The 23,090-nt window shown below is 66.1% G+C and carries 29 protein-coding genes; 11 read left to right on the top strand and 18 right to left on the bottom strand.

Translation table 11 applies throughout. The annotated features are described in order from the left end of the window. Nucleotides 1-3 precede the first annotated feature (3 nt). Nucleotides 4-1,083, bottom strand: a complete 1,080-nt coding sequence (pdxA, locus tag AACH00_RS18245; RefSeq protein ID WP_341400612.1) for a 4-hydroxythreonine-4-phosphate dehydrogenase PdxA — start codon at nucleotides 1,081-1,083, stop codon at nucleotides 4-6. Beyond that, nucleotides 1,080-1,829 carry a Nif3-like dinuclear metal center hexameric protein gene (locus AACH00_RS18240; protein WP_341400611.1) on the bottom strand — a complete coding sequence of 250 codons (750 nt, stop codon included), beginning with the start codon at nucleotides 1,827-1,829 and terminating at the stop codon, nucleotides 1,080-1,082. Before AACH00_RS18240 ends, pdxA begins: the two co-directional genes overlap by 4 nt. Before the next feature lie 23 nt (nucleotides 1,830-1,852). Here AACH00_RS18240 and AACH00_RS18235 point away from each other — a divergent pair, with 23 nt between their 5' ends. Continuing rightward, nucleotides 1,853-3,025: a S1C family serine protease gene (locus AACH00_RS18235; protein ID WP_341400610.1), complete on the top strand. Its 1,173-nt coding sequence runs from the start codon at nucleotides 1,853-1,855 to the stop codon at nucleotides 3,023-3,025. A gap of 87 nt (nucleotides 3,026-3,112) precedes the next feature. Here the strand turns inward: AACH00_RS18235 and tatC are convergent, their stop codons facing one another. The 12 genes from tatC to argB form a co-directional block, all read right to left on the bottom strand. Continuing rightward, on the bottom strand, nucleotides 3,113-3,886 hold the full coding sequence (tatC, locus tag AACH00_RS18230) for a twin-arginine translocase subunit TatC (RefSeq protein WP_341400609.1): 774 nt from the start codon (nucleotides 3,884-3,886) through the stop codon (nucleotides 3,113-3,115). Beyond that, entirely contained in the window at nucleotides 3,883-4,374 is a 492-nt protein-coding gene (tatB, locus tag AACH00_RS18225; protein ID WP_341400608.1) for a Sec-independent protein translocase protein TatB, read from the bottom strand. Before tatB ends, tatC begins: the two co-directional genes overlap by 4 nt. Nucleotides 4,375-4,457: 83 nt before the next feature. After that, complete coding sequence (gene tatA / locus AACH00_RS18220) at nucleotides 4,458-4,685, bottom strand: Sec-independent protein translocase subunit TatA (protein WP_341400607.1); 228 nt, start codon at nucleotides 4,683-4,685, stop codon at nucleotides 4,458-4,460. Nucleotides 4,686-4,763: 78 nt separating this feature from the next. Then, nucleotides 4,764-5,111 carry a histidine triad nucleotide-binding protein gene (locus tag AACH00_RS18215; protein ID WP_341400606.1) on the bottom strand — a complete coding sequence of 116 codons (348 nt, stop codon included), beginning with the start codon at nucleotides 5,109-5,111 and terminating at the stop codon, nucleotides 4,764-4,766. Between the two features lie 21 nt (nucleotides 5,112-5,132). Next, nucleotides 5,133-5,498, bottom strand: coding sequence for a DUF4870 family protein (locus AACH00_RS18210; protein WP_341400605.1), 366 nt, complete (start codon nucleotides 5,496-5,498; stop codon nucleotides 5,133-5,135). After that, entirely contained in the window at nucleotides 5,495-5,845 is a 351-nt protein-coding gene (locus tag AACH00_RS18205; protein WP_341400604.1) for a phosphoribosyl-ATP diphosphatase, read from the bottom strand. The genes AACH00_RS18210 and AACH00_RS18205 overlap by 4 nt, the downstream gene beginning before the upstream one ends. A 5-nt stretch (nucleotides 5,846-5,850) precedes the next feature. Continuing rightward, complete coding sequence (gene hisI, locus AACH00_RS18200) at nucleotides 5,851-6,240, bottom strand: phosphoribosyl-AMP cyclohydrolase (protein ID WP_341400603.1); 390 nt, start codon at nucleotides 6,238-6,240, stop codon at nucleotides 5,851-5,853. Between the two features lie 34 nt (nucleotides 6,241-6,274). Further along, nucleotides 6,275-6,736: an NUDIX domain-containing protein gene (locus tag AACH00_RS18195; RefSeq protein ID WP_341400602.1), complete on the bottom strand. Its 462-nt coding sequence runs from the start codon at nucleotides 6,734-6,736 to the stop codon at nucleotides 6,275-6,277. Beyond that, entirely contained in the window at nucleotides 6,733-7,635 is a 903-nt protein-coding gene (locus AACH00_RS18190) for an ATP-binding protein (RefSeq protein ID WP_341400635.1), read from the bottom strand. Before AACH00_RS18190 ends, AACH00_RS18195 begins: the two co-directional genes overlap by 4 nt. A 71-nt stretch (nucleotides 7,636-7,706) precedes the next feature. Continuing rightward, complete coding sequence (gene slmA, locus AACH00_RS18185; protein WP_423221962.1) at nucleotides 7,707-8,384, bottom strand: nucleoid occlusion factor SlmA; 678 nt, start codon at nucleotides 8,382-8,384, stop codon at nucleotides 7,707-7,709. 23 nt (nucleotides 8,385-8,407) lie between these two features. Next, nucleotides 8,408-9,118, bottom strand: coding sequence for a pyrimidine 5'-nucleotidase (locus AACH00_RS18180; RefSeq protein ID WP_341400600.1), 711 nt, complete (start codon nucleotides 9,116-9,118; stop codon nucleotides 8,408-8,410). Nucleotides 9,119-9,134: 16 nt separating this feature from the next. After that, on the bottom strand, nucleotides 9,135-10,043 hold the full coding sequence (argB, locus tag AACH00_RS18175; RefSeq protein ID WP_341400599.1) for an acetylglutamate kinase: 909 nt from the start codon (nucleotides 10,041-10,043) through the stop codon (nucleotides 9,135-9,137). A gap of 180 nt (nucleotides 10,044-10,223) precedes the next feature. On the opposite strand from argB, the gene AACH00_RS18170 reads away from it, so the two are divergent. Continuing rightward, on the top strand, nucleotides 10,224-10,547 hold the full coding sequence (locus tag AACH00_RS18170; RefSeq protein ID WP_341400598.1) for a copper-binding protein: 324 nt from the start codon (nucleotides 10,224-10,226) through the stop codon (nucleotides 10,545-10,547). A 14-nt stretch (nucleotides 10,548-10,561) separates the two neighbouring features. Here the strand turns inward: AACH00_RS18170 and AACH00_RS18165 are convergent, their stop codons facing one another. Next, nucleotides 10,562-11,041 (bottom strand): MerR family transcriptional regulator, encoded by a 480-nt coding sequence (locus tag AACH00_RS18165; RefSeq protein WP_341400597.1) that lies wholly within the window; start codon nucleotides 11,039-11,041, stop codon nucleotides 10,562-10,564. A 31-nt stretch (nucleotides 11,042-11,072) separates the two neighbouring features. Between AACH00_RS18165 and AACH00_RS18160 the strand changes: the two genes are divergently transcribed. Next, nucleotides 11,073-11,804, top strand: a complete 732-nt coding sequence (locus AACH00_RS18160; protein WP_341400596.1) for a cation efflux transmembrane domain-containing protein — start codon at nucleotides 11,073-11,075, stop codon at nucleotides 11,802-11,804. Here AACH00_RS18160 and AACH00_RS18155 read toward each other — a convergent pair. Beyond that, nucleotides 11,795-13,792: an SDR family oxidoreductase gene (locus AACH00_RS18155; RefSeq protein WP_341400595.1), complete on the bottom strand. Its 1,998-nt coding sequence runs from the start codon at nucleotides 13,790-13,792 to the stop codon at nucleotides 11,795-11,797. The two genes, AACH00_RS18160 and AACH00_RS18155, sit on opposite strands and share 10 nt — an antisense overlap. A 228-nt stretch (nucleotides 13,793-14,020) precedes the next feature. Between AACH00_RS18155 and AACH00_RS18150 the strand changes: the two genes are divergently transcribed. Beyond that, nucleotides 14,021-14,731 (top strand): phasin family protein, encoded by a 711-nt coding sequence (locus AACH00_RS18150; RefSeq protein ID WP_341400594.1) that lies wholly within the window; start codon nucleotides 14,021-14,023, stop codon nucleotides 14,729-14,731. Between the two features lie 105 nt (nucleotides 14,732-14,836). Here AACH00_RS18150 and AACH00_RS18145 read toward each other — a convergent pair whose 3' ends face one another. Further along, nucleotides 14,837-16,327: a carboxypeptidase M32 gene (locus tag AACH00_RS18145; protein ID WP_341400593.1), complete on the bottom strand. Its 1,491-nt coding sequence runs from the start codon at nucleotides 16,325-16,327 to the stop codon at nucleotides 14,837-14,839. A gap of 96 nt (nucleotides 16,328-16,423) precedes the next feature. Then, a complete protein-coding gene (locus AACH00_RS18140) occupies nucleotides 16,424-16,897 on the bottom strand; it encodes a YqaA family protein (RefSeq protein ID WP_423221961.1) in 474 nt (157 codons plus the stop codon). 112 nt (nucleotides 16,898-17,009) lie between these two features. On the opposite strand from AACH00_RS18140, the gene dusB reads away from it, so the two are divergent. From dusB to AACH00_RS18105, 7 genes are all read left to right on the top strand, one after another. Next, nucleotides 17,010-18,050, top strand: coding sequence for a tRNA dihydrouridine synthase DusB (gene dusB / locus AACH00_RS18135; protein ID WP_341400591.1), 1,041 nt, complete (start codon nucleotides 17,010-17,012; stop codon nucleotides 18,048-18,050). Between the two features lie 95 nt (nucleotides 18,051-18,145). Further along, complete coding sequence (locus AACH00_RS18130; RefSeq protein WP_341400590.1) at nucleotides 18,146-18,382, top strand: Fis family transcriptional regulator; 237 nt, start codon at nucleotides 18,146-18,148, stop codon at nucleotides 18,380-18,382. Nucleotides 18,383-18,443: 61 nt separating this feature from the next. After that, a complete protein-coding gene (gene purH / locus AACH00_RS18125; protein ID WP_341400589.1) occupies nucleotides 18,444-20,033 on the top strand; it encodes a bifunctional phosphoribosylaminoimidazolecarboxamide formyltransferase/IMP cyclohydrolase in 1,590 nt (529 codons plus the stop codon). A gap of 87 nt (nucleotides 20,034-20,120) precedes the next feature. Beyond that, complete coding sequence (locus tag AACH00_RS18120; protein WP_341400588.1) at nucleotides 20,121-20,741, top strand: lysophospholipid acyltransferase family protein; 621 nt, start codon at nucleotides 20,121-20,123, stop codon at nucleotides 20,739-20,741. 2 nt (nucleotides 20,742-20,743) lie between these two features. Further along, on the top strand, nucleotides 20,744-21,718 hold the full coding sequence (locus AACH00_RS18115; RefSeq protein WP_341400587.1) for a phosphatidate cytidylyltransferase: 975 nt from the start codon (nucleotides 20,744-20,746) through the stop codon (nucleotides 21,716-21,718). Continuing rightward, a complete protein-coding gene (gene ruvC, locus AACH00_RS18110; protein WP_341400586.1) occupies nucleotides 21,715-22,272 on the top strand; it encodes a crossover junction endodeoxyribonuclease RuvC in 558 nt (185 codons plus the stop codon). Before AACH00_RS18115 ends, ruvC begins: the two co-directional genes overlap by 4 nt. 22 nt (nucleotides 22,273-22,294) lie before the next feature. Next, nucleotides 22,295-23,041 (top strand): dienelactone hydrolase family protein, encoded by a 747-nt coding sequence (locus AACH00_RS18105; protein ID WP_341400585.1) that lies wholly within the window; start codon nucleotides 22,295-22,297, stop codon nucleotides 23,039-23,041. The last annotated feature ends 49 nt before the right edge of the window (nucleotides 23,042-23,090 follow it).

Raw genomic sequence — 23,090 nt, 5'->3', positions numbered from 1 at the left:
CGCCTAAGGTGTCGGGCCCCGGGCGAGCCCCTGGCCCGCCGTTTGTGCAGACAGACGGCGGGCCATTTTCATGGCGGCCACCAAACTGGCCGGGTCGGCCCGGCCGGTGCCGGCGATGTCAAACGCCGTGCCGTGATCCGGGCTGGTACGCACCAGCGGCAGGCCGAGCGTCACGTTCACGCCCTGCTCCACACCCAGGTACTTCACGGGGATCAGGCCGTGGTCGTGCGTCATGGCCAGCACGAAGTCGAACTCGCCCGGATGACCAGGTGCGTGCCGGGCCCGCATGAACACGGTGTCCGGCGCAAACGGGCCGGTGGCGTTGATGCCCTCGGCGCGCGCAGCGTCGATGGCCGGCTGGATGATGCGAATCTCCTCATCGCCGAACAAGCCGCCCTCCCCTGCATGCGGGTTCAAGCCAGCCACGGCGATGCGGGGTGCATGCAGACCAGCGCGCAGCCCGGCCTCATGGGTGATGCGCAGGGTTTCGAGGATGCCGGGCGTGTCGAGCGCGTCAATCGCGCGCCGCAGCGAGAGGTGGATCGTGACCAGCACCACCCGCAACTCCTCGTTCGCCAGCATCATGCGGACCGCCAGTGGCCGCCCCACATGGGCCGCGGCTGCCGCCTGCAGCATTTCGGTGTGACCCGGGAAGGGCACGCCCGCCGCACCCAGGGCCTCCTTGTGAATCGGGGCGGTGACCATGGCCGCCGCCCGGCCCTGCAGCGTCAGCCCTGACGCGACGTCGATGCAGACAGCAGCTGCGCGACCCGCATCGGCATGCACCTGGCCCCAGGGCAGCGCTGCCAGACCTGACGGCAAGCCCGCTGGCGCCAGCACCCGCAAGCTGCGCCCTGACCCGACCGGTGAGGGCGATGGCCACGCTGCCGGCCATTGGGCCAGCACATCCATGTCAACGCTCAAGCCCAGCACCGCCGCGGCACGCTGGATCACTCCCGGATCACCCACAACCACCGCGTCATCACACTCACCCGCCGCCCAGGCCTTCAGAATGATTTCGGGCCCGATGCCGCAGGGGTCGCCCATGGTCAGCAGCAGCGGCAATACAGACGGTGCACTCATGCCGGGTTGCCGATCTCGATGAACTGATGCTCCAGGCCAAAGTGGCTGGCCAGATGCGCGCCCACCGCCGGAGCGCCATAACGCTCGGTTGCATGATGGCCACAAGCCAGGAACGCCACCCCGGTTTCACGGGACAGGTGCGCCTGCGGCTCTGAAATTTCACCGGTCAGGAAGACATCCACGCCAGCGGCGATTGCGCCCTCGAAGTAGCCTTGGGCACCACCGGTGCACCAGGCGGCGCGCCGCAGCGGTCGGCCATCGCCAGGCAGCACCACAGGCACGCGCTGCAGTCGCTCAGACACCAAGGCGGCGAGCGCATCCGAGGTCATCGCCTGCGGCAGTTCGCCGAGAAAGCCCAGATCTTGTTCGCCGAAGCGGCCGGTGGCACTCCAGCCGAGCACCCGGGCGAGTTGGGCGTTGTTGCCGAGCTCTGCATGGGCATCCAGCGGCAGGTGGTAGGCAAACAGGTTGATGCCGTGCGCCATCAACTTTTCCACACGCGCCTTCAACCAGCCTGTCAGCCGGCCGTCCTGGCCGCGCCAGAACAGGCCGTGGTGAACGAGGATGGCATCTGCCCGGGCCTCAATGGCCGCGTCGATGAGAGCCAGGCTCGCGGTGACACCGCTGACCACCTTGCAAATCTCGGCCTTGCCCTCCACTTGCAAACCGTTCGGCCCATAATCCTTGAAACGGTCGGCTGCCAGCAATTGATTGAGGTAGGCCTCGATGGGGGCTCGTGCAGTCATCCGGTCAACCTCCTCGTTGTGTCATGCGCAGAATCTGGCTCGTATTCTCCCAGACCGTCACCGTGGTGGTGGCAGTCCTCTTCGTGGTCGGCACCTTCAAGCCCTTGTGGCTGAATGGGTCGTCAAGCGGGTCACCGCTGGCGGGTCTGGTGCCCGTCACCGTCGCCACGCACGACGCGGCCGTGCCCGCCCAACCTTTCACGGCAGCGGCCCGGCTGGCTGCCCCGGCCATCGTCAGCGTGATCGCCAGCAAGGCACCGCGCACCGAAGCCAACACGCAGAACCTCGACCCCTGGCTGCGCCACTTCTTCGGTCAGCGCGCCGCGCCGCAGAACGCCGAGCCGCAAGTCGGTCTGGGCTCGGGCGTGATCGTGTCGACGGAAGGCTACCTGCTGACCAACAACCACGTCATTGCAGGCGCCGATGAAATCCGCGTGCAACTGGCCGATGGCCGCGAGGCCGACGCCAAACTGGTGGGCACCGACCCCGACACCGACGTGGCCGTGCTGAAGATCGACCTGCCGCGCCTGCCGGCCGTCACGCTGGGTGACATCGAACGCCTGCAGGTGGGCGATGCGGTGCTGGCCATCGGCAACCCGTTCAACGTGGGCCAGACCGTGACCTCCGGCATCGTCAGTGCGCTCGGCCGCAATGGCCTGGGCCTCTCAACCTTCGAGAACTTCATCCAGACCGATGCGGCCATCAACCCCGGCAACTCGGGCGGCGCGCTGGTGGACGTGAACGGCAACCTGATCGGCATCAACACGGCCATCTATTCGCGCTCGGGCGGCAGCATGGGCATCGGCTTTGCCATCCCGATCGATGTGGCCCGGCAGGTGATGGACAGCCTCGTGAAGGACGGCCAGGTCACCCGCGGCTGGATCGGCGTGCAGCCGCGCGACCTCGACGCGGAACTGGCGCAGAACTTCAAGCTGCCGGTGAACGAAGGCGTGCTGATCACCGGCGTGCTGCAAGACGGCCCGGCCAGCCAGGCGGGCATCAAGCCCGGTGACGTGGTGCTGAAGATCGCCGGCAAGGCGGTGCACAACACGTCGCAGCTGATGAACTCGGTGGCGGCGCTGAAGCCGCAAGCCGAAGCCGTGATCACGGTTCAGCGGGGCGACAAGACGATCGATGTGCCGGTGAAGGTCGGCTTGCGACCCAAGACCGCGCAGCGCCCGTCGACTGACGAGTAAACGAAGCAGACGGAGCGGCGCTCAGTTGCCGACCCCGGTCATCACTCCCGGCCATCACCCCCAGGCGATAGGCCGGGAGGACTGAAGTCAGTCTTCGCTGTCCGGAGCCTTGGTGTACCGGACGAAGTACTTGGCGCAGAAGATGCCCAGCTCGTAGAGCAGCACCATCGGAATCGCCAGCGCCAGCTGCGACACCACATCAGGCGGCGTCAGCACGGCGGCGATGATGAAGGCCAGCACCACGAAGTAGCCGCGGAATTCACGCAGCTTTTCGAGCGTGACGATGCCCATGCGCACCAGCACGACCACCACCACCGGCACCTCGAAGGCGGCACCGAAGGCGATGAACATGCTCATCGCGAAGCCCAGGTAGGCCTCGATGTCAGGCGCAGCCGTGATGCTCTTCGGGGCAAAACCCTGGATGAAGGCAAACACCTTGCCGAACACGAAGAAGTAGCAGAACGCCACGCCGATCAGGAACAGCACCGTGCTCGACACCACCAGCGGCAGCACCAGGCGCTTCTCGTGGGCATACAGGCCCGGTGCCACGAAGGCCCAGACCTGGTAAAGCACGTAGGGCAGCGCCAGCAGGAAGGCAGCCAGCAGGGTGATCTTCAGCGGCACCATGAACGGCGAGATCACGTTGGTCGCGATCATCGTCGCCCCGGACGGCAAAGTGGCCACCATGGGCTGCGCGAGCAGGTCATACAGGCCCGCCGGCGTCGGGTAGATCGACAGGCCGATGAAGACCACCGCCAGGGCAATCACCACACGCACCAGGCGATCACGCAACTCGATCAGATGGGAAACAAAGGGCGCTTCCGTACCCGCCAGTTCATCCGGCTTTTCTTCTTGGCTCATCCCTGGTTCCCATGGCGGGGCGGACGAAAGCGTGCCACCCGCGCAGCACCTGACTGCACATGCGTGCGAACGCCGGCGCGCTGCTTGAACCAGCGCGGCACGGCCGCCCGCTTGACGCGGAAATTCTTGCGCGGAGGCTCGTAGGCCGGCGGCGCGGGTGTCCAGGCAGAGCTGTCAGCACCTGCGCCTTCCAGCGCCGAGCCCGCTTCAGACCATGCCGACGCCACGCTTGACGACGCCGAATTGACTTCCCGGTGCACCGTCTGTTCAACGTCGCGGGCCGCGCTCTCGAACTGGGACTTCATCTTCTGAAGCTCCTCCAGTTCGATCGAGCGATTGACCTCGGCCTTCACATCGGACACGTAGCGCTGCGCCTTGCCCACGAAGTGGCCCACGGTGCGGGCCACGCGCGGCAGCTTCTCGGGGCCGATGACGATCAACGCCACCGCTCCGATCAAGGCGAGCTTGTCGAAACCGAAATCAATCATGTCGAAAATGAGAAGCCGCCACGCAAGCGGGCGGCTGTGTCAAAGGCTCCGAACGGCCGGGCAGGTTTGCCGGCCAGCGCGGATCAGGACTTGGTCTTCGCCTCGACGTCGACGGTGTTGGCGTCAACCTTGCTGGTCGTGACCTGCTGCGGCGGCACGTCGGCAGACTCGGCGCCGCCCTTCATGCCGTCCTTGAAGCCCTTGACTGCCGAGCCGAGGTCAGAGCCGACGTTCTTCAGCTTCTTGGTGCCAAAAACCAGCACCACCACCAACAGCACGATCAGCCAATGCCAAATGCTGAACGATCCCATGACGTTTCTCCAGTAAACAGTTGCTCTGATTCTACGGGCAGGTCCATGACCCTGCTGCGACAGTCGGACAGAAGCTTGTCAGCCCTTCAGCCACGGGCGGGGGCCGCCCATCACATGCATGTGCACGTGATAGACCTCCTGCCCGCCGTCCGGGCCGGTGTTGATGACCTGGCGGAAGCCGCCCGTCACACCCAGCTCGGCCATCAGGCGCGGCGCCAGCACCATCATCTTGCCCAGCACGGCCTGGTCTTCCGGCGTCACATCGACCATCGAGGCGATGTGGCGCTTCGGCACCAGCAAGATGTGCACCGGGGCCCACGGATTGATGTCGTGGAATGCCAGCACATCGTCATCCTCGAAGACCTTCTTCGAAGGAATCTGGCCGGCGATGATCTTGCAGAAGATGCAGTTCGGATCGTGACTCATGTCGCTCACTCGGTCGTTACGTCAGGCCGGCACCGGCATGGGCTTGCCGTCGTTGCAGTTCAGGATGCCCTTGACGATGCGGTAGATCACCCAGATCGAATCGATCACCAGGATGACCACGCCCACGCCGATGATCAGCGTGACGAAGCCGATCACGGCCCACAGCAGCGACCACCAGAAGGTGCGGATCTGCCAGGTGAAGTGGCTCTCGTACAGCGTGCCCGCTGCGTCTTCGCGCTTGATGTAGTTGATGATGATCGCCGCCAGCCCGGTGATGCCGATGAAGGCGCTCAGGGCGTAGAGGATGTAGATGATCATCGTCAGCTGCTTCAGCTGCGCCGACTTGACGGCGAGCTGCACGTCAGTGGCGTTCACGGGGTCGTTCATGGAGCCTCCTGTTGATCACGGGCCTGCGCCTTGCGGGCAGCGAATTCTTCCAGGCCCGACAGGCCTTCGCGGCGCTCGAGCTCACGCAGCACATCGGCCGGTGACAGGTCGAACTGCGCCAGCGCGATCATCGAGTGGAACCAGAGGTCCGCCACTTCGTAGACGATCTTCTCGCGGTCACCGTCCTTGGCGGCCATCACCGTCTCGGTGGCCTCTTCGCCGATCTTCTTCAGGATGGCGTCGGTGCCCTTGTGGAACAGGCGCGCCACGTAACTCTTGTCGGGGTCGCCCGCACGGCGTGAGGCAATCACGTCGGCCAGCCGCTGCAGGGTGTCGTTCGAGCTCATCGGGTTCACTTGTAGATGTGTTCGGGGTCTTTGAGCACCGGGTCCACGGCCTGCCACTGCTCGCCATCCAGGCGCTCAAAGAAGCAGCTGTGGCGACCGGTGTGGCAGGCAATGCCGGGCTCGTGGCCGTGCTGGGTGATCTTCAGCAGCACCACGTCCTGGTCGCAATCGAGGCGAATTTCGTGCACCTGCTGGAAGTGCCCCGACTCTTCGCCCTTGTGCCAAAGCCGCTGGCGCGAGCGGCTGAAATACACCGCCTGCTTGAGCTCGGCCGTGCGTGCCAGCGCCTCGCGGTTCATCCACGCAAACATCAGCACGTCGCCGCTGCCTGCTTCCTGCGCAATGACGGGCACGAGGCCGTCCTTGTCCCACCTGATGTGATCCAGCCAACTCATGGCCGCAGTGTAACGAACGGGGCGCTGCGGCCACTCAGCCGCGGTGCGTAACTTCCGCAAAACCACGCTCGGCCGCCAGCCACTGCAGCACGGGGATGGTGCCGGGCAGAACGGGCATGGACGACACCGGAAGGCGCTCCCAGGCCATGCTCTGCTGCTCGCGCATCTCGAACTCGCCGGTCCACTCGAACACCTTGTGGAAATGCAGCCGCACCTTGGCGTGCGGGTACTCCATCACCAGCTCTTGCCAGGGCTGGCTGCCACCGATGGTGATGCCGAGCTCTTCCTGCAACTCGCGGCGCAGGGCCTGCTCCACCGTTTCGCCCGCCTCCAGCTTGCCGCCCGGAAACTCCCAGTAGCCGGCGTACACCTTGCCTTCAGGGCGGGAGGTCAACAGGAAGTCAGCCTCGTGGCCCTCGGCATCACGGCGCACCAGCACGCCCACGGCCACATCCACCGGCACCCGGTTGGTCGGTGCGTGCGGATCGGCGCTCATGCGGCACCGCCGATCACATCACCTGCACCTGCCACCAAGCGGCGGCCGGCCATGTCGCGCGCAAACTGCCACGCCACCCGGCCCGAGCGCGAGCCGCGCTCCAGCGCAAACACCAGTGCCTCACCCCGCACGGCCTCGATGGCCGCAGCGTCAAAACCCGCCTGCCGCAGCCACTGCGCCACGATGGCCAGGTACTCGTCCTGGCTGAACGGGTAGAAGCTGATCCACAGACCGAAGCGCTCGGACAGGGAGATCTTTTCCTCGATGACCTCGCCCGGATGCACCTCGCCGTCCTCGGTGTGGGTGTAGCTGAGGTTGTCCTTCATGTACTCAGGCAACAGGTGCCGGCGGTTGCTGGTCGCGCAGATCAGCACGTTGTCGCTGGCGGCAGACACCGACCCGTCGAGGATCGACTTCAGCGCCTTGTAGCCGGGCTCGCCGTCTTCAAAGCTCAGGTCGTCACAGAAGATGATGAAGCGCTCGGCGCGCTCACCCACCAAATCGACGATGTCCGGCAGATCAACCATGTCGGACTTGTCCACCTCGATGAGGCGCAGGCCGCGGTCAGCGTATTCGTTCAGGCAGGCCTTGATGAGCGAGCTCTTGCCCGTGCCACGCGCACCGGTCAGCAGCACGTTGTTGGCAGGTGCGCCCGCCACGAACTGCGCCATGTTGCGAACCAGACGATCACGCTGGCCGTCGATCTCCTGCAGATCAGACAGCCGGATGCCACCAACGTGGCGCACCGGATCGAGCAAGGCCGCATGAGCACGGCGGCGATAACGGAAGGCCACGGAGGCGCCCCAATCAGGCGCTTCCAGCGGACGAGGCAAGGTGGATTCAAGCCGGGCCAGCACACGCTCCGCGCGCGCCAGCAGCGCTTCCAAGGCAGGGTTCACAGTCATGCCGCCAGTGTAGTCAAGGCGTACTGCCTGCACAGGCCGGCACGCGGCCGGCTGAGCTTGCCGATTCAGGTCAGCAGCGCCAGCGCCACGTCGAGCTGCTCGGTGGGGCTGCGGCGGAAGCCCGAGCGCGCGAAGCGCTGCAGGCGGCCGATGATGAAGGCTGTCAGCGCGGAGGCCTGGCCGTTGGCCGTGACGGTGGGCGTGGCCGAGCCAGCCGCATCTGCGCTGGCCTTGAGGCTCTGGCGCAGCTGCGACTCGATGCGGTCGAAGAACTGGTTCATGCGCACGCTGAGGCGGTCGTTCTCGAAGACCAGCGCATCGCCCACCATCACCCGGGCCATGCCGGGGTTCTTCTCGCCAAACTGCAGCAGCATCTGGGTGATGCGCTGGGCCTGGACGGCGCCGCTGGTTTCACGCTCGGCGATCTGGTTGATCAGGCTGAAGACGGTGGATTCGATGAACTCGATCAAACCCTCGAACATCTGCGCCTTGCTGGCGAAATGCCGGTACAGCGCGGCTTCGCTCACCTCCAGCTTGGCCGCCAGGGCCGCGGTGGTGATGCGGTCAGCGCCAGGCTGCTGGAGCATTTCCGCCAGCGTCTGCAGGATCTGCACACGGCGCTCACCGGGGCGCGGGCGCTTGCGCGCAGGCGGCGCGGCAGCAGCCACCGCGGTGGCGGTGTCCGGGGCAGCGGCATCGACATCGCTGGATGTCCCGGCGAGCGGTAGCGCTTCGTCCGGCATGGGCACTTCAGGCAAATCTGACATCACAGGGCGCGGTGCAACTGGTTGAGCGAGTTGATTCTGGCACACACATATGCCGGCTTCCGGTGGAGATAAACACCGAGCTCGGGGCCGTGGCTGCCAAGCTTCACCCAGCGCTGCATCCACACGCAACGCATGCCAACGCTGCGTGCGGCCTTCTGGTGCGCCAGGGTGTCTTCCACCAGCACGCAGCGGCCGGGAGGCACGCCCAGCTTCACCGCCAGCGTGCGGAACATGCGCGCGTCCGGCTTGGGCCTGAGCTCGCCGAACATGGTCATCTGCTCGATGCTGATGATGCCGTCGAACAGGCCGCGCATCTTCAGAGCGCCCAGCACCCGCTCGGTGTAAGCGAGCGGTGCATTGGTGAGGATGTACTTGCGCCCGGCCAGGCGACGCACGGCCGCCACATCATGGGCATGGGTGACGACGTCTTGTTCCAGCGTCGGCAACACATGCGTGTGGTGCAGGAAGTGGTCGACCTTCACGCCGTGGTGGCGGATCAGGCCCAGCAGCGTGGCGCCGTAGCGGTGCCAGTAATGCGCCCGCAGGTGGTTGGCCTGCTCGGCGCTCACGCCCACCTGGCGCTCGATGTAGCTGTTCATCGAGCGGTCGAGGTGCTTGAACGCCGAGACCGATGCGTTGTGCAGCGTGTTGTCGAGGTCAAACAGCCACACGGTGCCTGGGTCTCGGGCCAGACGCCCACGCTCGGTCATGCCGGCCCACCCGCGCTCAGTGCGAACGGATCATCGTGCCGAAGGCCTGCTCGGTCAGGATTTCCAGCAGCAGCGCGTGCGGCACGCGGCCGTCGATGATGTGCACGGCATTCACGCCGCTCTTGGCGGCATCCAGCGCGCCGGCGATCTTCGGCAGCATGCCGCCGCTGATGGTGCCATCGGCAAACAGCTCGTCGATGCGGCGGGCGGTCAGGTCAGTCAGCAGCTCGCCTTGCTTGTCGAGCACACCGCTGATGTTGGTCAGCATCAGCAGCTTCTCGGCCTTCAGGATGGTGGCCAGCTTGGCCGCCACCACGTCGGCGTTGATGTTGTAGCTCTCGTTGTTCTCGCCGAAGCCGATCGGGCTGATGACGGGGATGAAGGCGTCGTCCTGCAGCGCCTTCACCACGCTCGGATCGATCGATTCGATCTCGCCGACCTGGCCCACGTCGTGTTCCTTCGACGGGTCGTCCTTGTCGACCATCTTGAGCTTGCGGGCGCGGATCATGCCGCCGTCGCGGCCGGTCAGGCCCACGGCCTTGCCGCCGGCAGCGTTGATCAGGCCGACGATGTCCTGCTGGACCTCGCCGCCCAGCACCCACTCCACCACTTCCATGGTTTCTTCGTCGGTGACGCGCATGCCCTGGATGAAGGTGCCCTTCTTGCCCAGGCGGTTCAGGGCTTCATCGATCTGCGGGCCGCCACCGTGCACCACCACCGGGTTCATGCCCACCAGCTTCAGCAGCACGATGTCTTCGGCGAAGTCCTGCTGCAGGGCCGGGTCGGTCATGGCGTTGCCGCCGTACTTGATGACCAGCGTCTTGCCGTGGTACTTGCGGATGTAGGGCAGCGCCTGCGCAAGGATCTCGGCCTTCTCGCGAGGCTGGATGTGGTCAAGCGAAGGCTGGATGTCGGCTTGGCTCATGGCGATGTGGGGCCCGGGCTGGCGTGAAAGGTTGGAAGAAGCTGCCGGAGATCCCGGCGTCGATGCCTGCATTTTAGAGAGCAAGCAGGGCTCGCCCGAGGGCGAAGCGGGAACTTTGTGTGCGGGCTTGTCGTCCACCTTGATAAGCTGTCCGTTGTTGGAGTACCCAAGGAGAATTCAATGCGCCACACCTCTGTCACTTCTGCCCCGCACACCCGCTGGCTGACCGCCCCGCTGACCAGCGCGCTGGTGGCGTTGACGCTGCTGGCAGCCGCCGTGTCGGCCCACGCGGCAGACGGCGAAGTGCGCAAGATCGACAAGGCGCAGGCCAAGGTCACGCTGAAGCACGGCGAGATCAAGAACCTCGACATGCCGCCGATGACCATGGTGTTCCGCGCCCAACCCGCCACGCTGCTCGACGGCCTGGCGGAAGGTGACGCCGTGACCTTCACGGCCGACAAGGTCGGTGGCCAGTACGTGGTCACCGAGATCCGCAAGCGCTGATACCGCCCCGGCGCTCAGGCGCCGCGGTGCACCGCCCCCCGGTGGGTCGCCGCGGCCTCCAGCCCCATGTCACCAATCGCCTGCACCACGCCGCAGGCGTCCGTCGGGCCGGCGCAGCAGCTCGCCCGCAAGGCCAGCAGCCGGGTTTCCAGCGACTGCAGCGCCGCCAGCCGCTCGCGCACATGCGCCAGGTGCTCATCGATCACCTTGTGCGCAGCGTGGTCGCCCGGTGCGGCCTCATGGGCCAGCAGTGAGCGCACCTCGTCCAGGCTCATGTCCAGCGCCCGGCACTGGGCGATGAACTGCAGGCGCCTCAGGGCCTCCGGCCCGTACAAACGGTAGTTGTTCGCCAGCCTCACGGGCGGCGGCAGCAAGCCTTGCTGCTCATAAAACCGGATGCTGGCCGTGCTCAGGCCGGTGTGGCGTGACAGCTCGCCGATGCGCAGGGCCGCGACGGTGGTGTGGTCAGGCGCTTGACCTTCAAGTGGCTTCATGGTTTTCAATGATGCCTCAGAAGGAAATTCCATGCCTCACCACCACGCCGATCCACACGCCGATCCACACGCTGATCACGCCGATCACCACGCCCACCATCACCCCGCCCCGGCGGCTGGCCACACCTGCAGCCACGGCCATGACCACGGCGGGCATGACCACGACCACGGCGCCAGCTTCGCCAGCAACCCGGCCCTGCGCAAGGTGCTGTGGTGGGCACTGGCCTTGAACGGCGGCATGTTCCTGCTTGAAGTGGGCCTGGGCGTGCGCAGCGGCTCAGTCGCCCTGTGGGCCGACGCCCTCGATTTCGCGGGGGACGCAGCCAGCTACGCCATCTCCTTGATGGTGCTGGGCTGGGCCGCCGTGTGGCGCGCACGCGCCGCGCTGCTGAAGGCCGCCGCGATGGCGAGCTTCGGCGTGCTGGTGCTGGCCCGGGTGGTGTGGGCCGTGATGAACGGCGCGCCGCCTGAGCCCATGACGATGGGCCTGACCGGCGCCCTGGCGCTGGCCGTCAACCTGGGCGTGGCGCTGATGCTCTACGCCTACCGTGACGGAGACGCCAACATGCGCAGCGTGTGGCTGTGCAGCCGCAACGACGCGATCGGCAATGTGGCTGTGATGCTGGCTGCCGTCGGCGTGTTCGGCACCGGCACGGTCTGGCCTGATCTGGCCGTGGCCGGGCTGATGGCCGGCCTGGGGCTGAACGCCGCCCTGCGGGTGTTGCCACACGCCAGGGCGGAGTTGCAGCAGGCTCAGAAGTGAATGCCGCGCATCATCTGCTGGAACGCCACGGCTTCCGGTGACAACTTGGGGCGATCCAGCTTGTCGCCCTTGGCTGCCTCGGAGTCAGGGAACATGCGGAAGCTGGTGTTCATCATGATCTGCGCCACGCGCGGCACCAGCGCATGCATTACCTGGCCGGTGATGCCCAGGCGGGTAGCGATGCGCACCGGCTTGTCGATGCAGGCCTGGGCGATCATGTCTGCGGCCTCTTCCGGCGACAGCGTCGGCACGTTGTTGTAGATCTTCGTGGGCGCGATCATCGGCGTGCGCACCAGCGGCATGTTGATGGTGGTGAAGGTCACGCCCTGGTCAGCAAACTCGCTGGAAGCGCAGCGCGTCCAGGCATCGAGCGCAGCCTTGCTGGCCACGTAGGCCGAGAAGCGCGGCGCGTTGGTCAGCACACCGATCGAGCTGATGTTCACCACATGGCCGCGGCGCTTGCGCACCATGCCGGGCAGCAGGCCCATCGTCACCCGCAGACAGCCGAAGTAGTTCAGCTGCATCGTGCGTTCGTAATCGTGAAAGCGCTCGTAGCTGCTCTCGATGGCGCGGCGGATCGAACGGCCGGCGTTGTTGATCAGGAAATCCACGCCGCCGAACTGGCTCTCGATGGTTGCAAGCATCGCCCCGCAGCTTTCTTCGTTGGCAATGTCGGCCGCAATGCTGTGCACCTGCGCGTCCTTGCCAGCGTGCTCGCGGATGAGCGTCACGGCTTCCTGCAGCTTGATTTCATCGCGCGCGCAGATCACGGTGATGGCGCCCGCCTCGGCGAACTTCATCGCCGCGGCCAAGCCAATGCCGGATGAGCCGCCCGTGACCAGCACCACCTTGCCGCCCACGGTGCCCTTCAGCGTGCGGTCGATGAACAACGCCGGGTCGAGATGACGCTCCCAGTAGTCCCACAGGCGCCAGGCGTAGTCGCGCAGGTTCGGGCAGGCGATGCCCGAGCCCTTCAGCGCAGCCTGGGTTTCGCGGCAGTCAAAGCGCGTCGGGTAGTTGATGAAGGTGAGGATGTCTTCGGGCAGGCCCAAGTCCTTCATCACCGCATTGCGCACGCGACGCACCGGTGCCAGCGCCAGCAGGCCCTTGGTCACGCTGCGCGGGATGAAGCCCAGCAGCGCGGCGTTGACGAACAGGTTCATCTTCGGGGCGTGCGCCGCCTTGCTGAAGATGTCGAGCACGTCGCCCACGCGGTAGCCGGTCGGGTCGACCAGGTGGAAGCACTTGCCCTTCAGCGGCTGCTTCGAATGGCTGATGTGGTCGAGCGCCGCCACCACGAAGTCGACCGGCACGATGTTGATGCGGCCACCTTCCAGGCCCACCGCAGGCATCCACGGCGGCAGGATCTGGCGCATGCGCTGGATCAGCTTGAAGAAGTAATACGGGCCGTCGATCTTGTCCATCTCGCCCGTGGTGGAGTCGCCCACCACCATCGCCGGGCGATACACCGTCCACGGCACCTTCGATTCAGTGCGCACGATCTTCTCGGACTCGTGCTTGGTCATGAAGTACGGGTGGTCGAGGTTCTCGGCCTCGGAGAACATGTCTTCGCGGAACACGCCCTCGTACAGCCCGGCCGCAGCGATCGAGCTCACATGGTGCAGGTGGCCGGCGTCGATCGCCTTGGCGAACTCGACGACGTTGCGGGTGCCTTCCACATTGACATGCACCTGCGCTTCTTCGTCCGCGCCCAGGTCGTAGACGGCGGCCAGGTGATAGACGGCGTCGATCTGGCCCTTCAGGCCCTTGATCACGTCGGCGGCCACGCCCAGCTTGCGCTGCGTCAGGTCACCGGTCACGGCAATCGCGCGCTGGCGGCTCACGCCCCAGTCTTTCAGCAAGGCCGCTGCCTTGTCTTCGCTGCCCGGCCGAACCAGGAAATACACGGTGCTGCCACGACGCGACAGCAGTTGACGCACCAGTCGTTTGCCGATGAAGCCGGTCGCGCCGGTCACGAAATACTGCATGCGATCCTCCAGAACCAAGAGTGACGTGAAGTGAGAACAGACAATCGATTCTCGAACAGCTCGCGAGGCCTCCGGCTGAGCGCTAACCCGGGATAGGGGCCGGCCCCTAGGGAATTAGGATGTTGGCTCCAGAGCGTCCTCCTACACTCAATTCAAGACGGACGACCGCATGGTGGCATGGCGGTCCACGCACCGATTGTTGATGCCACGACATTGAAGGAATCACCCATGGTCAAGAAGCTGAAGAAGATGGCTGAGCAGAAAGCTGCTTCCCCCGCAGGCCTGCTGGACAGCCAGCTCGCCGGTGCCGTGAAGGCGTCCGCCCAGCAGATCTGGCTGGCCGGCATGGGTGCCTTTGCCAAGGCCCAGGAAGAAGGCGGCAAGGTGTTTGAAGCGCTGGTCAAGGAAGGCGTGAGCCTGCAGCGCAAGACCCAGGCCGTGGCCGAAGAACGCCTGGGCGACGTGACCGGCAAGGTCAGCGCCATGGCCGGCGAAGTGACCAACAAGGCCGGTGCCTCGTGGGACAAGCTGGAATCGATTTTTGAATCGCGCACGGCCAAGGCCATGGGCAAGCTGGGCGTGCCGACCGCCGCTGATGTGGCCAGCCTGTCGGCTCGCCTGTCGGCCATCGAAGCGGCCCTGGGCCTGAACGCCCCGAAGGCTGCTGCGAAGAAGAAGCCGGCGGCCAAGGCTGCGGCTCCTGCCAAGGCCGTGACCAAGACCGCCGCCAAGCCGGCTGCCAAGGCCGCTGCACCGAAGAAGGCTGCTGCCAAGGTGGCTGTGAAGGCTGCACCGGCTGCACCAGCCAAGAAGGCTGCTGCGACCAAGGCCACCCCGGCCAAGACCGCGACCAAGGCTGCTGCCAAGAAGGCACCGGCCAAGGCGGCCAAGGTGGTCGCACCGGCTGCCGCTGCTGCACCGGCACCGGCCGAGGGCTGATCAGCCGACGGGCTCAGCTCAAGACTGAGCCCGCGATTGAGTCGGTAACTGAACCGGTAACCGAGCCCCGGCTGATCACATCACCGGGCGCTTCGCCCAGCCCCCTCAGGCGCCGAGATAACGCGTCTGCAGGTGGGCCTTGAAATGCGCCGGGTTGAGCGTTTCGCCGCTCGCCCGCAGCGCCAGCTCATCGGTGGTCCATCGGCTGCCCGCTGACCAGATGTGCTGCGACAGCCAGTCGAACACCACGCCCAGATCACCTTGAGCGATGCGTGCATCCACGTCAGGGTGTGCCCGGCGGATGGCTGCAAACCACTGTGCGGCGTACATCGCCCCGAGCGAATAACACGGGAAGTAGCCGAACAGGCCGGCCGGCCAATGCACGTCCTGCATCGGGCCGTCCTTGAAGTTGCCGCGGGTGTCGATGCCCAGCAGCTCCTGCATGCGCTCGTCCCACAGCGCCGGAATGTCCTCCGCTTCTGCCTGGCCTTCGATCAGCGCGCGCTCGATCTCGTACCGCAGGATGACGTGCGCCGGGTAGGTCACCTCGTCCGCGTCCACACGTATCAGGCCGGGCTTCACACGCGTGATCAGGCGGTTCAGGTTCTGCGCTGAAAACGCAGGTTGATCACCAAACGCCTGCTGAACCAGCGGCGCGAGCAAACCGGCAAAGCCCGGGTGGCCGCCCAGCTGCATCTCGAACGACAGGCTCTGGCTTTCATGGATGGCCATCGAGCGGGCACGCGCCATCGGCTGGCCCAGCCAGTGGCGCGGCAGGTTCTGCTCATAACGGCCGTGGCCGGTTTCATGCAGCGTGCCCATCAGGCTGGTCAGGAACTCATGGTCCGAGAAGCGCGTGGTCAGGCGAACGTCTTCCGGCATGCCGCCCGAAAACGGGTGCGTGCTGACATCCAGCCGACCAGCCTCGAAATTGAACTGCATCAGGCGCATCGACTGCTCACACAGCGCGCGCTGGGCGGGCACCGGGAACGGCCCCTGCGGCGCCAGCACCTCTTCCGTCGATTGGCGAGCGATCACGTCGCGGATCAAGCCCGGCAACCAGGTGCGCACTTCACCAAACACCCGCGACACCACGTCGCTGCGCATGCCCGGCTCGAAACGATCCATCAGCGCGTCGTAGGGCGCCACGCCCAACCGCTCGGACAGGCGCTGGGCCTCCTCGCGGGCCACGCTCAGCACTTCCTTCAGGTTGGGCAGGAATCCGGCCCAATCATTGGCCGGGCGCTGCTTGCGCCAGGCGTGCTCACACCGCGACGTGGCCATCGAGCCACGCTCCACCAGCGCTTCGGGCAGGCCGTTGACCTCCGCCCAATCACGGCGCATTTCGCGCAGGTTGGCGCGCTGGGTGTCGTCCAGGCTTTCGCCGCCGGCACGCTCCAGCGCCGCAGCCAGGGCGGGGTCGGTACGCAGTCGATGCAGCAGCGCTGCCATCTCGGTCATCGCAGCGGCTCGGGCCTCATTGCCGCCGGGCGGCATGTTCACGGCCTGGTCCCAGGACGCCATGCTTTGCAGGTGCCCGAGGTTGTAGAGACGCTGGAAATCGCGCGTCAGCGCGTCATAGGCAGGGGTAGACATCAGGAGATTGTCGGCGCGACATCGCAATTCCCGCCTCGCCGAAACCCGGGGGAAGATCCTCCGTTTGGGGGGATCGGCGCAACTTTTTGCCGGAACTCAGGGGACGAAGCTACCGGGGAACCACCACAGCAGGGCAGATGTCATCGTTACGTATCTCAGAAATTTGCCGAGCGCCATCCAGGCCAGGCAGGGCCAGAAGGGCAGGCGCAGCCAGCCTGCCAGCAGGCACAGCGGGTCTCCCACCACGGGCAGCCAGCTCAGCACGCAGGTGATCGGGCCGAAGCGTTCCAGCCAGCGCAGCACCGCCAGCTCGCGCGGCGGGCGCTGCCGCACCTGCTCATAGGCCCGCTCAGCACCAAAACCCATCCACCAGCTGATGGCCCCACCCAGGGTGTTGCCGGCGGTGGCCACAAACATGGCTGGCCAGAACAGGCCCGGGTCGAGCTTGACGAGGCCGAACACCACCGGCTCCGAGCCCAGCGGCAGCAGCGTCGCCGACACCAGCGACACCACAAACAGGGTGCTGAGACCGAACTGGGGCAACGCCAGCCAGGCAAGCACGGAAGTCATCCACATGTCCATGGGCATCATTTCACCAGAACCACCCAGGCACCACCCTCAATGGGGGACGGACGGCTATACTCCTGCCTCCTTTTTCAGCAGGCCAAACCCCCTCCTCCCCATGCACATCGGCCCTTACGCGCTGCCGAACAACCTGTTCGTCGCCCCGATGGCCGGGGTGACTGATCGGCCGTTCCGGATGCTGTGCAAGCAATTGGGGGCCGGCTACGCGGTGAGCGAGATGGTGACCTCGCGCAAAGACCTGTGGAATTCGCTGAAAACCTCGCGCCGGGCCAACCACGAGGGTGAATCTGCGCCCATCGCGGTGCAGATTGCCGGCACCGAGGGGCCGATGATGGCCGAGGCCGCCGCCTACAACATCGACCGCGGCGCACAGATCATTGACATCAACATGGGTTGCCCCGCCAAGAAGGTGTGCAACAAATGGGCCGGCTCTGCGCTGATGCGCGACGAAGCCGGCGCGTTGGCGATTGTTGAAGCCGTGGTGGCCGCCTGCGCCGCCAAGGGCGTGCCGGTGACGCTGAAGATGCGCACCGGCTGGTGCGACACCGAACGCAACGCCCTGCGCCTGGCCCGGGACTTCGAAAACGCCGGCATCGCGATGCTGACCATCCACGGCCGCACCCGCGAGCAAGGCTACAAGGGCTACGCCGAGCACGACACCGTGGCCGCCGTGAAGGCCGCGCTGCGCATTCCGGTGGTGGCCAACGGAGACATCGATTCGCCGCAGAAGGCCGCCGAGGTGCTGCGCCACACCGGCGCCGACGCGCTGATGATCGGCCGCGCTGCCCAGGGCCGCCCCTGGATCTTTCGGGAAATCGCGCATTTCCTCGCCACCGGCGAGATACTGCCGCCACCCGCCACCCGCGAGGTGCAGCGCTGGCTGACCGACCACCTGCATGAGCACTACACGCTCTACGGCGAAGATGCCGGCGTGCGCAGCGCACGCAAGCACATCGGCTGGGCCGTGCGTGCGCTGCCTGGCGGCGAAGCCTTCCGCGGCGTGATGAACACCCTGGACGACTGCGACGCGCAACTGCGGGCAGTCCATACCTTCTTTGACCACCTCGCCGAGGACCACGCGCTGCTGCCAGCCGTCCTGGGCGCGGCCAACCAGGACACCATCGCGCTTCAAGCCTGAACCAGGCCCGACGGACCACCCTGCCGGGTGACCGGCGGGTCGCTTTCCCCGAGTGCCGCGCGCCTGATGCGCCGGGCTCCCCTGATCCCGAGAAGATGAGCAAGAAAAACATTGAGGAGTGCGTCCGCGAGACGCTGGACCAGTATTTCAAGGACCTGCACGGCGCCGAACCGCATTCGCTGCACGACATGGTGATCCGCACGGTCGAGAAGCCGCTGCTGGACGTCGTGATGCAGCAGGCTGACGGCAACCAGAGCAAGGCCGCCGAATGGCTGGGTATCAACCGCAACACCCTGCGCCGCAAGCTGGTTGAACACAAGCTGCTGAAGTAATCCAACGCCCGGCACCTTTGCGCCGGGCTTCCCACATTCATTCATCCATTCCGATCGCACCATGGCCCAACTCACTGCCCTGCTGTCCGTCTCCGACAAGACTGGCATCGTCGAATTTGCCCAGAGCCTGCATGCCCACGGCATCAAGCTGCTGTCCACCGGCGGCACCGCCAAGCTGCTGGCCGGCGCCGGCCTGCCAGTCACCGAAGTCTCGGAGATCACCGGCTTTCCGGAAATGCTCGATGGCCGCGTGAAGACGCTGCACCCGCGCGTGCATGGCGGCCTGCTGGCCCGCCGTGATGTGCCCGAGCACATGGCCGCGCTGAAGGAACATGGCATCAACACCATCGACCTGCTGATCATCAACCTGTACCCGTTCGCCCAAGCCACCGCCAAGGCCGACTGCACGCTGGAAGACGCGATCGAGAACATCGACATCGGCGGCCCGGCCATGCTGCGCGCAGCGGCCAAGAACTGGCAGGACGTGGGCGTGGTCATCGACCCCACCGACTACCCGCAAGTGCTGGCCGAACTCACCGCCTCCGGCGGCGCCAGCCTGACCCGCGCCACCAAGTTCATGCTGGCCAAGAAGGTGTTCTCGCACACCGCTGCCTACGACGGCATGATCAGCAACTATCTGACCGCGCTGGAAGCAGGCTCCGAGGACAAGACCGAAGCCGTGCCCGCCCGCGAGCAGTACCCGGCTGTCTTCAACCTGCAACTGCACAAGGTGCAGGGCATGCGTTACGGCGAGAACCCGCACCAGTCGGCCGCCTTCTACCGCGAAGCGCAGCCGGCTGAAGGCCTGCTGGCCGGCTGGCAGCAGATCCAGGGCAAGGAGCTGTCGTTCAACAACATCGCCGATGCCGACGCCGCCTGGGAATGCGTGAAGGCGTTTGACCTGCCTGCCTGCGTCATCGTCAAGCATGCGAACCCCTGTGGCGTGGCCGTGGGCGCAACGCCGCTCGAGGCCTACCAGAAGGCCCTGAAGACCGATCCGACCAGCGCGTTCGGCGGCATCATGGCCTTCAACCGCCCGATCGACGCGGACGTGGTCGAGGCCATCAACGCCAACAAGCAGTTCGTGGAAGTGGCCATCGCGCCGGCCTTCACGCCTGCCGCTCGCACGGCCTATGCCGGCAAGCAGAACGTGCGCCTGCTGGAAGTGCCGGTGAGCAAGCTGAGCAACGCGCTCGACTTCAAGCGCGTCGGCGGCGGCATGCTGCTGCAATCGGCTGACAACATCGACCTGGTGGGCGACGTGAAGGTCGTGACCAAGGTGCAGCCGACGGCCCAGCAGATGGCCGACCTGCTGTTCTCGTGGACCGTGGCCCGCTTCGTCAAGAGCAACGCCATCGTGTTCTGCAAGGACGGCATGACGATGGGTGTGGGCGCCGGCCAGATGAGCCGCCTCGACTCCGCCCGCATCGCCAGCATCAAGGCCGGCCACGCTGGTCTGACGCTGCAGGGCACCGCCGTGGCCAGCGACGCCTTCTTCCCGTTCCGGGACGGCCTGGACGTGGTGGTCGACGCGGGTGCCACCTGCGTCATCCACCCGGGTGGCTCGATGCGTGACGACGAAGTGATTGCCGCGGCCGACGAGCGCGGCATCGCGATGGTGCTGACCGGCACCCGCCACTTCCGCCACTGATCGATGGCGAGGCAGGCCTCAGGGCCTGCGGAAAACCAGATGCGGCCGGAGCCCTGAAACAGGCCTCCGGCCGCTTACCATCCGGGGATGAATCCCGCAGATCTGATGGGCAAGTTGCTGGCCTTCATCGCGCGCCTGATCACCGGCGCGCAAGGCCACTGGCAAGGTTGCCCCCCTGAAGCGCTGCAGCGCATCTATTTCGCCAATCACCAGAGCCACCTCGACTGGGTGCTGATCTGGGCCTCCTTGCCCGGAGAGTTGCGCAGCACCACCCGGCCCATCGCCGCGAAGGACTACTGGACGGCAACCCCGCTGAAGCACTGGATCACCCGCGAGGTGTTCAACGCGGTCTACGTGAACCGCACCCGCACCGACGACCAGGACCCGCTGGAGCCCCTGCAGCAGGCATTGGCGGCCGGCGATTCGCTGGTCATCTTTCCGGAAGGCACGCGCTCGAACAAGGGCGAACCACAGGCCTTCAAGAGCGGGCTGTATCACCTGGCCGAGCAATTTCCGGGGGTGCAGCTGGTGCCCGCCTGGATTTCGAACGTGCAGCGCGTGATGCCCAAAGGCGAAGTGGTGCCGGTGCCGATTTTGTGCACCGTCACCTTCGGTGCGCCGATGCACCTGCAGGACGGTGAAGACAAACGCGCTTTCCTGGAACGGGCGCGTGCCGCCGTGATGGCCTTGCGGCCGGTGGGAGGCTGAACATGGGCTTCCTTCGTCGCATGAGCACCGAACACCAGATCGCGCTGCTCTTTGTCATCGTCTTCGGCATGCTGGTGCTGGTCACCGCCGCCGCCGTCCTGCGCAGCCTGCGCGACATCTCCCCTGAGCAACGGCAGCGCCACGAGCGCTTCAAGCGTGACCTGCGCGCGGTGTGGATCGGCATGACCACGTTCTGGCTGGCCTGGGTCTCCGGGCCACTGGGCGCCACGCTGCTGTTCGGCATCTTCTCGTTCCTGGCCCTGCGTGAGTACATCACCTTGATGCACACCCGCCGCAGCGATCACCGCAGCCTGATCGCCGCCTTCTTCGTGGTGCTGCCGCTGCAGTACGCGCTGGTGGGCTGGCGCACCTTCGATCTGTTCTCGGTGTTCATCCCGGTCTACGTGTTCATCGCCATCCCGGTGATCAGCGCGCTGGCGGGTGATCCGGAGCGCTTCCTGGAGCGCAACGCCAAGATCCAGTGGGGCATCATGGTCTGCGTGTTCGGGCTGTCACACGCCCCTGCCCTGCTGCTGCTCGATTTCCGCGGCCAGGAAGGCCGGGGCGCTTTCCTCGTGTTCTTCTTGGTCATCGTCGCCGGCGTGGGCCAGGTGGTGCAGGAAGCCATGAGCCGCTGGCTGCGCCGTCGGCCCGTGGCCCGCGCCATCAGCCGGTCGTTCTCTTACCGCGCCTGGTGGTGCGGCTCGCTGGCGGGTGCACTGGCTGGCACCGCGCTGTACTGGATCACCCCGTTCAAGCCCTGGCAGGCCTTCTGCATGGCAGCCATTGCCTGCGCTGCGGGCACGCTGGGTGAACTCGTCACCAAGGCACTGAAGAAGGACGCCGGTGTGCAGTACTGGGGCAACCAGGCGTCGGTCACGGGTGCAGTCGGTCTGCTCGACCGCATTGCGCCGCTGGCTTTTGCCGCACCGGTCTTTTTCCACTCGGTCCGCTGGTATTTCAAGCTCACTCCATGACGACACGCGTCCTCGGCATTGACCCCGGCCTGCAATGCACCGGCTTCGGCGTGGTGGAGCAGGAGGGCTCCAAACTCCACTACGTGGCCAGCGGCACCATCCGCACCACCTCGGGCATTCAACTGGGCAACCTGCCCGGCCGCCTGAAGATGATCTACGAAGGCATCTGTGAAGTGGCCCAGCGCTACCAGCCCACGGCCGCCGCCTGCGAAATCGTCTTCGTGAACGTGAACCCGCAATCAACGCTGCTGCTGGGACAGGCGCGTGGTGCTGCGCTCACGGCGCTGGTGATGTCGGGCCTGACGGTGTCAGAGTACACCGCCCTGCAGATGAAGAAGTCGGTGGTGGGCCACGGCCACGCCAAGAAGGACCAGATCCAGGAGATGGTGATGCGGCTGCTGAACCTGCCCGGCCTGCCCGGCAAGGACGCGGCCGACGCCCTCGGCATCGCCATCACCCACGCCCACGCAGGCGGCTCGTTCGCCGCCATGGCCCAGGCCACCGACCTGAACCGCCGCACCCACGCGCAGTTCAAGGGCGGCCGTACCTACTGAGCCCCGTCGGGGCCGCACCGCCATGTCGTCAACATCTTCGCAAGCCGTTCCGCACACCCGCTGGCTGACGCTGGACAGCCAGAACGCCACTGCCGCCACCGACGCCACAACGGCCGCCCCCTTCACCGGCTACCTGGCCTTGCCACCCGGCGGTCGCGGCCCGGGCCTGCTGCTCCTGCAGGAAATCTTCGGCGTGAACGAGCACATCCAGGCGGTGGCCCGGCAGTGGGCGCTGCACGGCTTCGTGGTGCTGGCCCCCGACCTGTTCTGGCGCCAGCAGCACCAGGTGGCCCTGGGCTATGAGGGCGCCGACCGCGAACAAGCCGTGGCCCTGATGAAGGCCCTGACACCCGCACAAGCCGGGCACGACATGCACACCGCCATCGCCGCGCTGAAGGCCCTGCCCGAGTGCAACGGCCGCGTCGCAGCGCTGGGCTTCTGCATGGGTGGACGACTGGCCTGGCAGGCCGCCGCCGCAGGCGGTGTGGACGCGGCCGTGGCCTGGTACGGCGGCGGCATCCAGCAGCAATTGCAGCTGGCCGATCAGATCAAGGTGCCGGTGCAGTTTCACTACGCCGAACACGACGACCACATTCCCTTGAGCGCCGTGGCCGAGGTGCAGGCCGCGATGGCCGGCAAGCCGCATGAGTGCCATGTCTACCCGGGCTCGAAACACGGCTTCAATTGCTGGGCGCGCGCCTCGTGGCACCCGGCCAGCGCCGCCCTGGCCAACAGCCGCAGCCTGGGCTTCTTGAGCCACCTGTTCTGAGGGGCCGAGTACCGGCCCACCATGAAAAAACCCGCCACGGTGGGCGGGT

The organism is Ideonella margarita (assembly GCF_038066635.1).
Classification (GTDB): domain Bacteria; phylum Pseudomonadota; class Gammaproteobacteria; order Burkholderiales; family Burkholderiaceae_C; genus Ideonella; species Ideonella margarita.
Note: the sequence above shows the minus strand (reverse complement) of the source record. Positions and strands in the feature narration are given on the sequence as shown.

Excerpts from the sequence above, each read along its gene's own strand:
- pdxA (WP_341400612.1), bottom strand. The coding sequence starts at position 1,083 with ATGAGTGCACCGTCTGTATTGCCGCTGCTGCTGACCATGGGCGACCCC.
- AACH00_RS18240 (WP_341400611.1), bottom strand. The coding sequence starts at position 1,829 with ATGACTGCACGAGCCCCCATCGAGGCCTACCTCAATCAATTGCTGGCA.
- AACH00_RS18235 (WP_341400610.1), top strand. The coding sequence starts at position 1,853 with ATGCGCAGAATCTGGCTCGTATTCTCCCAGACCGTCACCGTGGTGGTG.
- tatC (WP_341400609.1), bottom strand. The coding sequence starts at position 3,886 with ATGAGCCAAGAAGAAAAGCCGGATGAACTGGCGGGTACGGAAGCGCCC.
- tatB (WP_341400608.1), bottom strand. The coding sequence starts at position 4,374 with ATGATTGATTTCGGTTTCGACAAGCTCGCCTTGATCGGAGCGGTGGCG.
- tatA (WP_341400607.1), bottom strand. The coding sequence starts at position 4,685 with ATGGGATCGTTCAGCATTTGGCATTGGCTGATCGTGCTGTTGGTGGTG.
- AACH00_RS18215 (WP_341400606.1), bottom strand. The coding sequence starts at position 5,111 with ATGAGTCACGATCCGAACTGCATCTTCTGCAAGATCATCGCCGGCCAG.
- AACH00_RS18210 (WP_341400605.1), bottom strand. The coding sequence starts at position 5,498 with ATGAACGACCCCGTGAACGCCACTGACGTGCAGCTCGCCGTCAAGTCG.
- AACH00_RS18205 (WP_341400604.1), bottom strand. The coding sequence starts at position 5,845 with ATGAGCTCGAACGACACCCTGCAGCGGCTGGCCGACGTGATTGCCTCA.
- hisI (WP_341400603.1), bottom strand. The coding sequence starts at position 6,240 with ATGAGTTGGCTGGATCACATCAGGTGGGACAAGGACGGCCTCGTGCCC.
- AACH00_RS18195 (WP_341400602.1), bottom strand. The coding sequence starts at position 6,736 with ATGAGCGCCGATCCGCACGCACCGACCAACCGGGTGCCGGTGGATGTG.
- slmA (WP_423221962.1), bottom strand. The coding sequence starts at position 8,384 with ATGCCGGACGAAGCGCTACCGCTCGCCGGGACATCCAGCGATGTCGAT.
- AACH00_RS18180 (WP_341400600.1), bottom strand. The coding sequence starts at position 9,118 with ATGACCGAGCGTGGGCGTCTGGCCCGAGACCCAGGCACCGTGTGGCTG.
- argB (WP_341400599.1), bottom strand. The coding sequence starts at position 10,043 with ATGAGCCAAGCCGACATCCAGCCTTCGCTTGACCACATCCAGCCTCGC.
- AACH00_RS18170 (WP_341400598.1), top strand. The coding sequence starts at position 10,224 with ATGCGCCACACCTCTGTCACTTCTGCCCCGCACACCCGCTGGCTGACC.
- AACH00_RS18165 (WP_341400597.1), bottom strand. The coding sequence starts at position 11,041 with ATGAAGCCACTTGAAGGTCAAGCGCCTGACCACACCACCGTCGCGGCC.
- AACH00_RS18160 (WP_341400596.1), top strand. The coding sequence starts at position 11,073 with ATGCCTCACCACCACGCCGATCCACACGCCGATCCACACGCTGATCAC.
- AACH00_RS18155 (WP_341400595.1), bottom strand. The coding sequence starts at position 13,792 with ATGCAGTATTTCGTGACCGGCGCGACCGGCTTCATCGGCAAACGACTG.
- AACH00_RS18150 (WP_341400594.1), top strand. The coding sequence starts at position 14,021 with ATGGTCAAGAAGCTGAAGAAGATGGCTGAGCAGAAAGCTGCTTCCCCC.
- AACH00_RS18145 (WP_341400593.1), bottom strand. The coding sequence starts at position 16,327 with ATGTCTACCCCTGCCTATGACGCGCTGACGCGCGATTTCCAGCGTCTC.
- AACH00_RS18140 (WP_423221961.1), bottom strand. The coding sequence starts at position 16,897 with ATGACTTCCGTGCTTGCCTGGCTGGCGTTGCCCCAGTTCGGTCTCAGC.
- dusB (WP_341400591.1), top strand. The coding sequence starts at position 17,010 with ATGCACATCGGCCCTTACGCGCTGCCGAACAACCTGTTCGTCGCCCCG.
- AACH00_RS18130 (WP_341400590.1), top strand. The coding sequence starts at position 18,146 with ATGAGCAAGAAAAACATTGAGGAGTGCGTCCGCGAGACGCTGGACCAG.
- purH (WP_341400589.1), top strand. The coding sequence starts at position 18,444 with ATGGCCCAACTCACTGCCCTGCTGTCCGTCTCCGACAAGACTGGCATC.
- AACH00_RS18120 (WP_341400588.1), top strand. The coding sequence starts at position 20,121 with ATGAATCCCGCAGATCTGATGGGCAAGTTGCTGGCCTTCATCGCGCGC.
- AACH00_RS18115 (WP_341400587.1), top strand. The coding sequence starts at position 20,744 with ATGGGCTTCCTTCGTCGCATGAGCACCGAACACCAGATCGCGCTGCTC.
- ruvC (WP_341400586.1), top strand. The coding sequence starts at position 21,715 with ATGACGACACGCGTCCTCGGCATTGACCCCGGCCTGCAATGCACCGGC.
- AACH00_RS18105 (WP_341400585.1), top strand. The coding sequence starts at position 22,295 with ATGTCGTCAACATCTTCGCAAGCCGTTCCGCACACCCGCTGGCTGACG.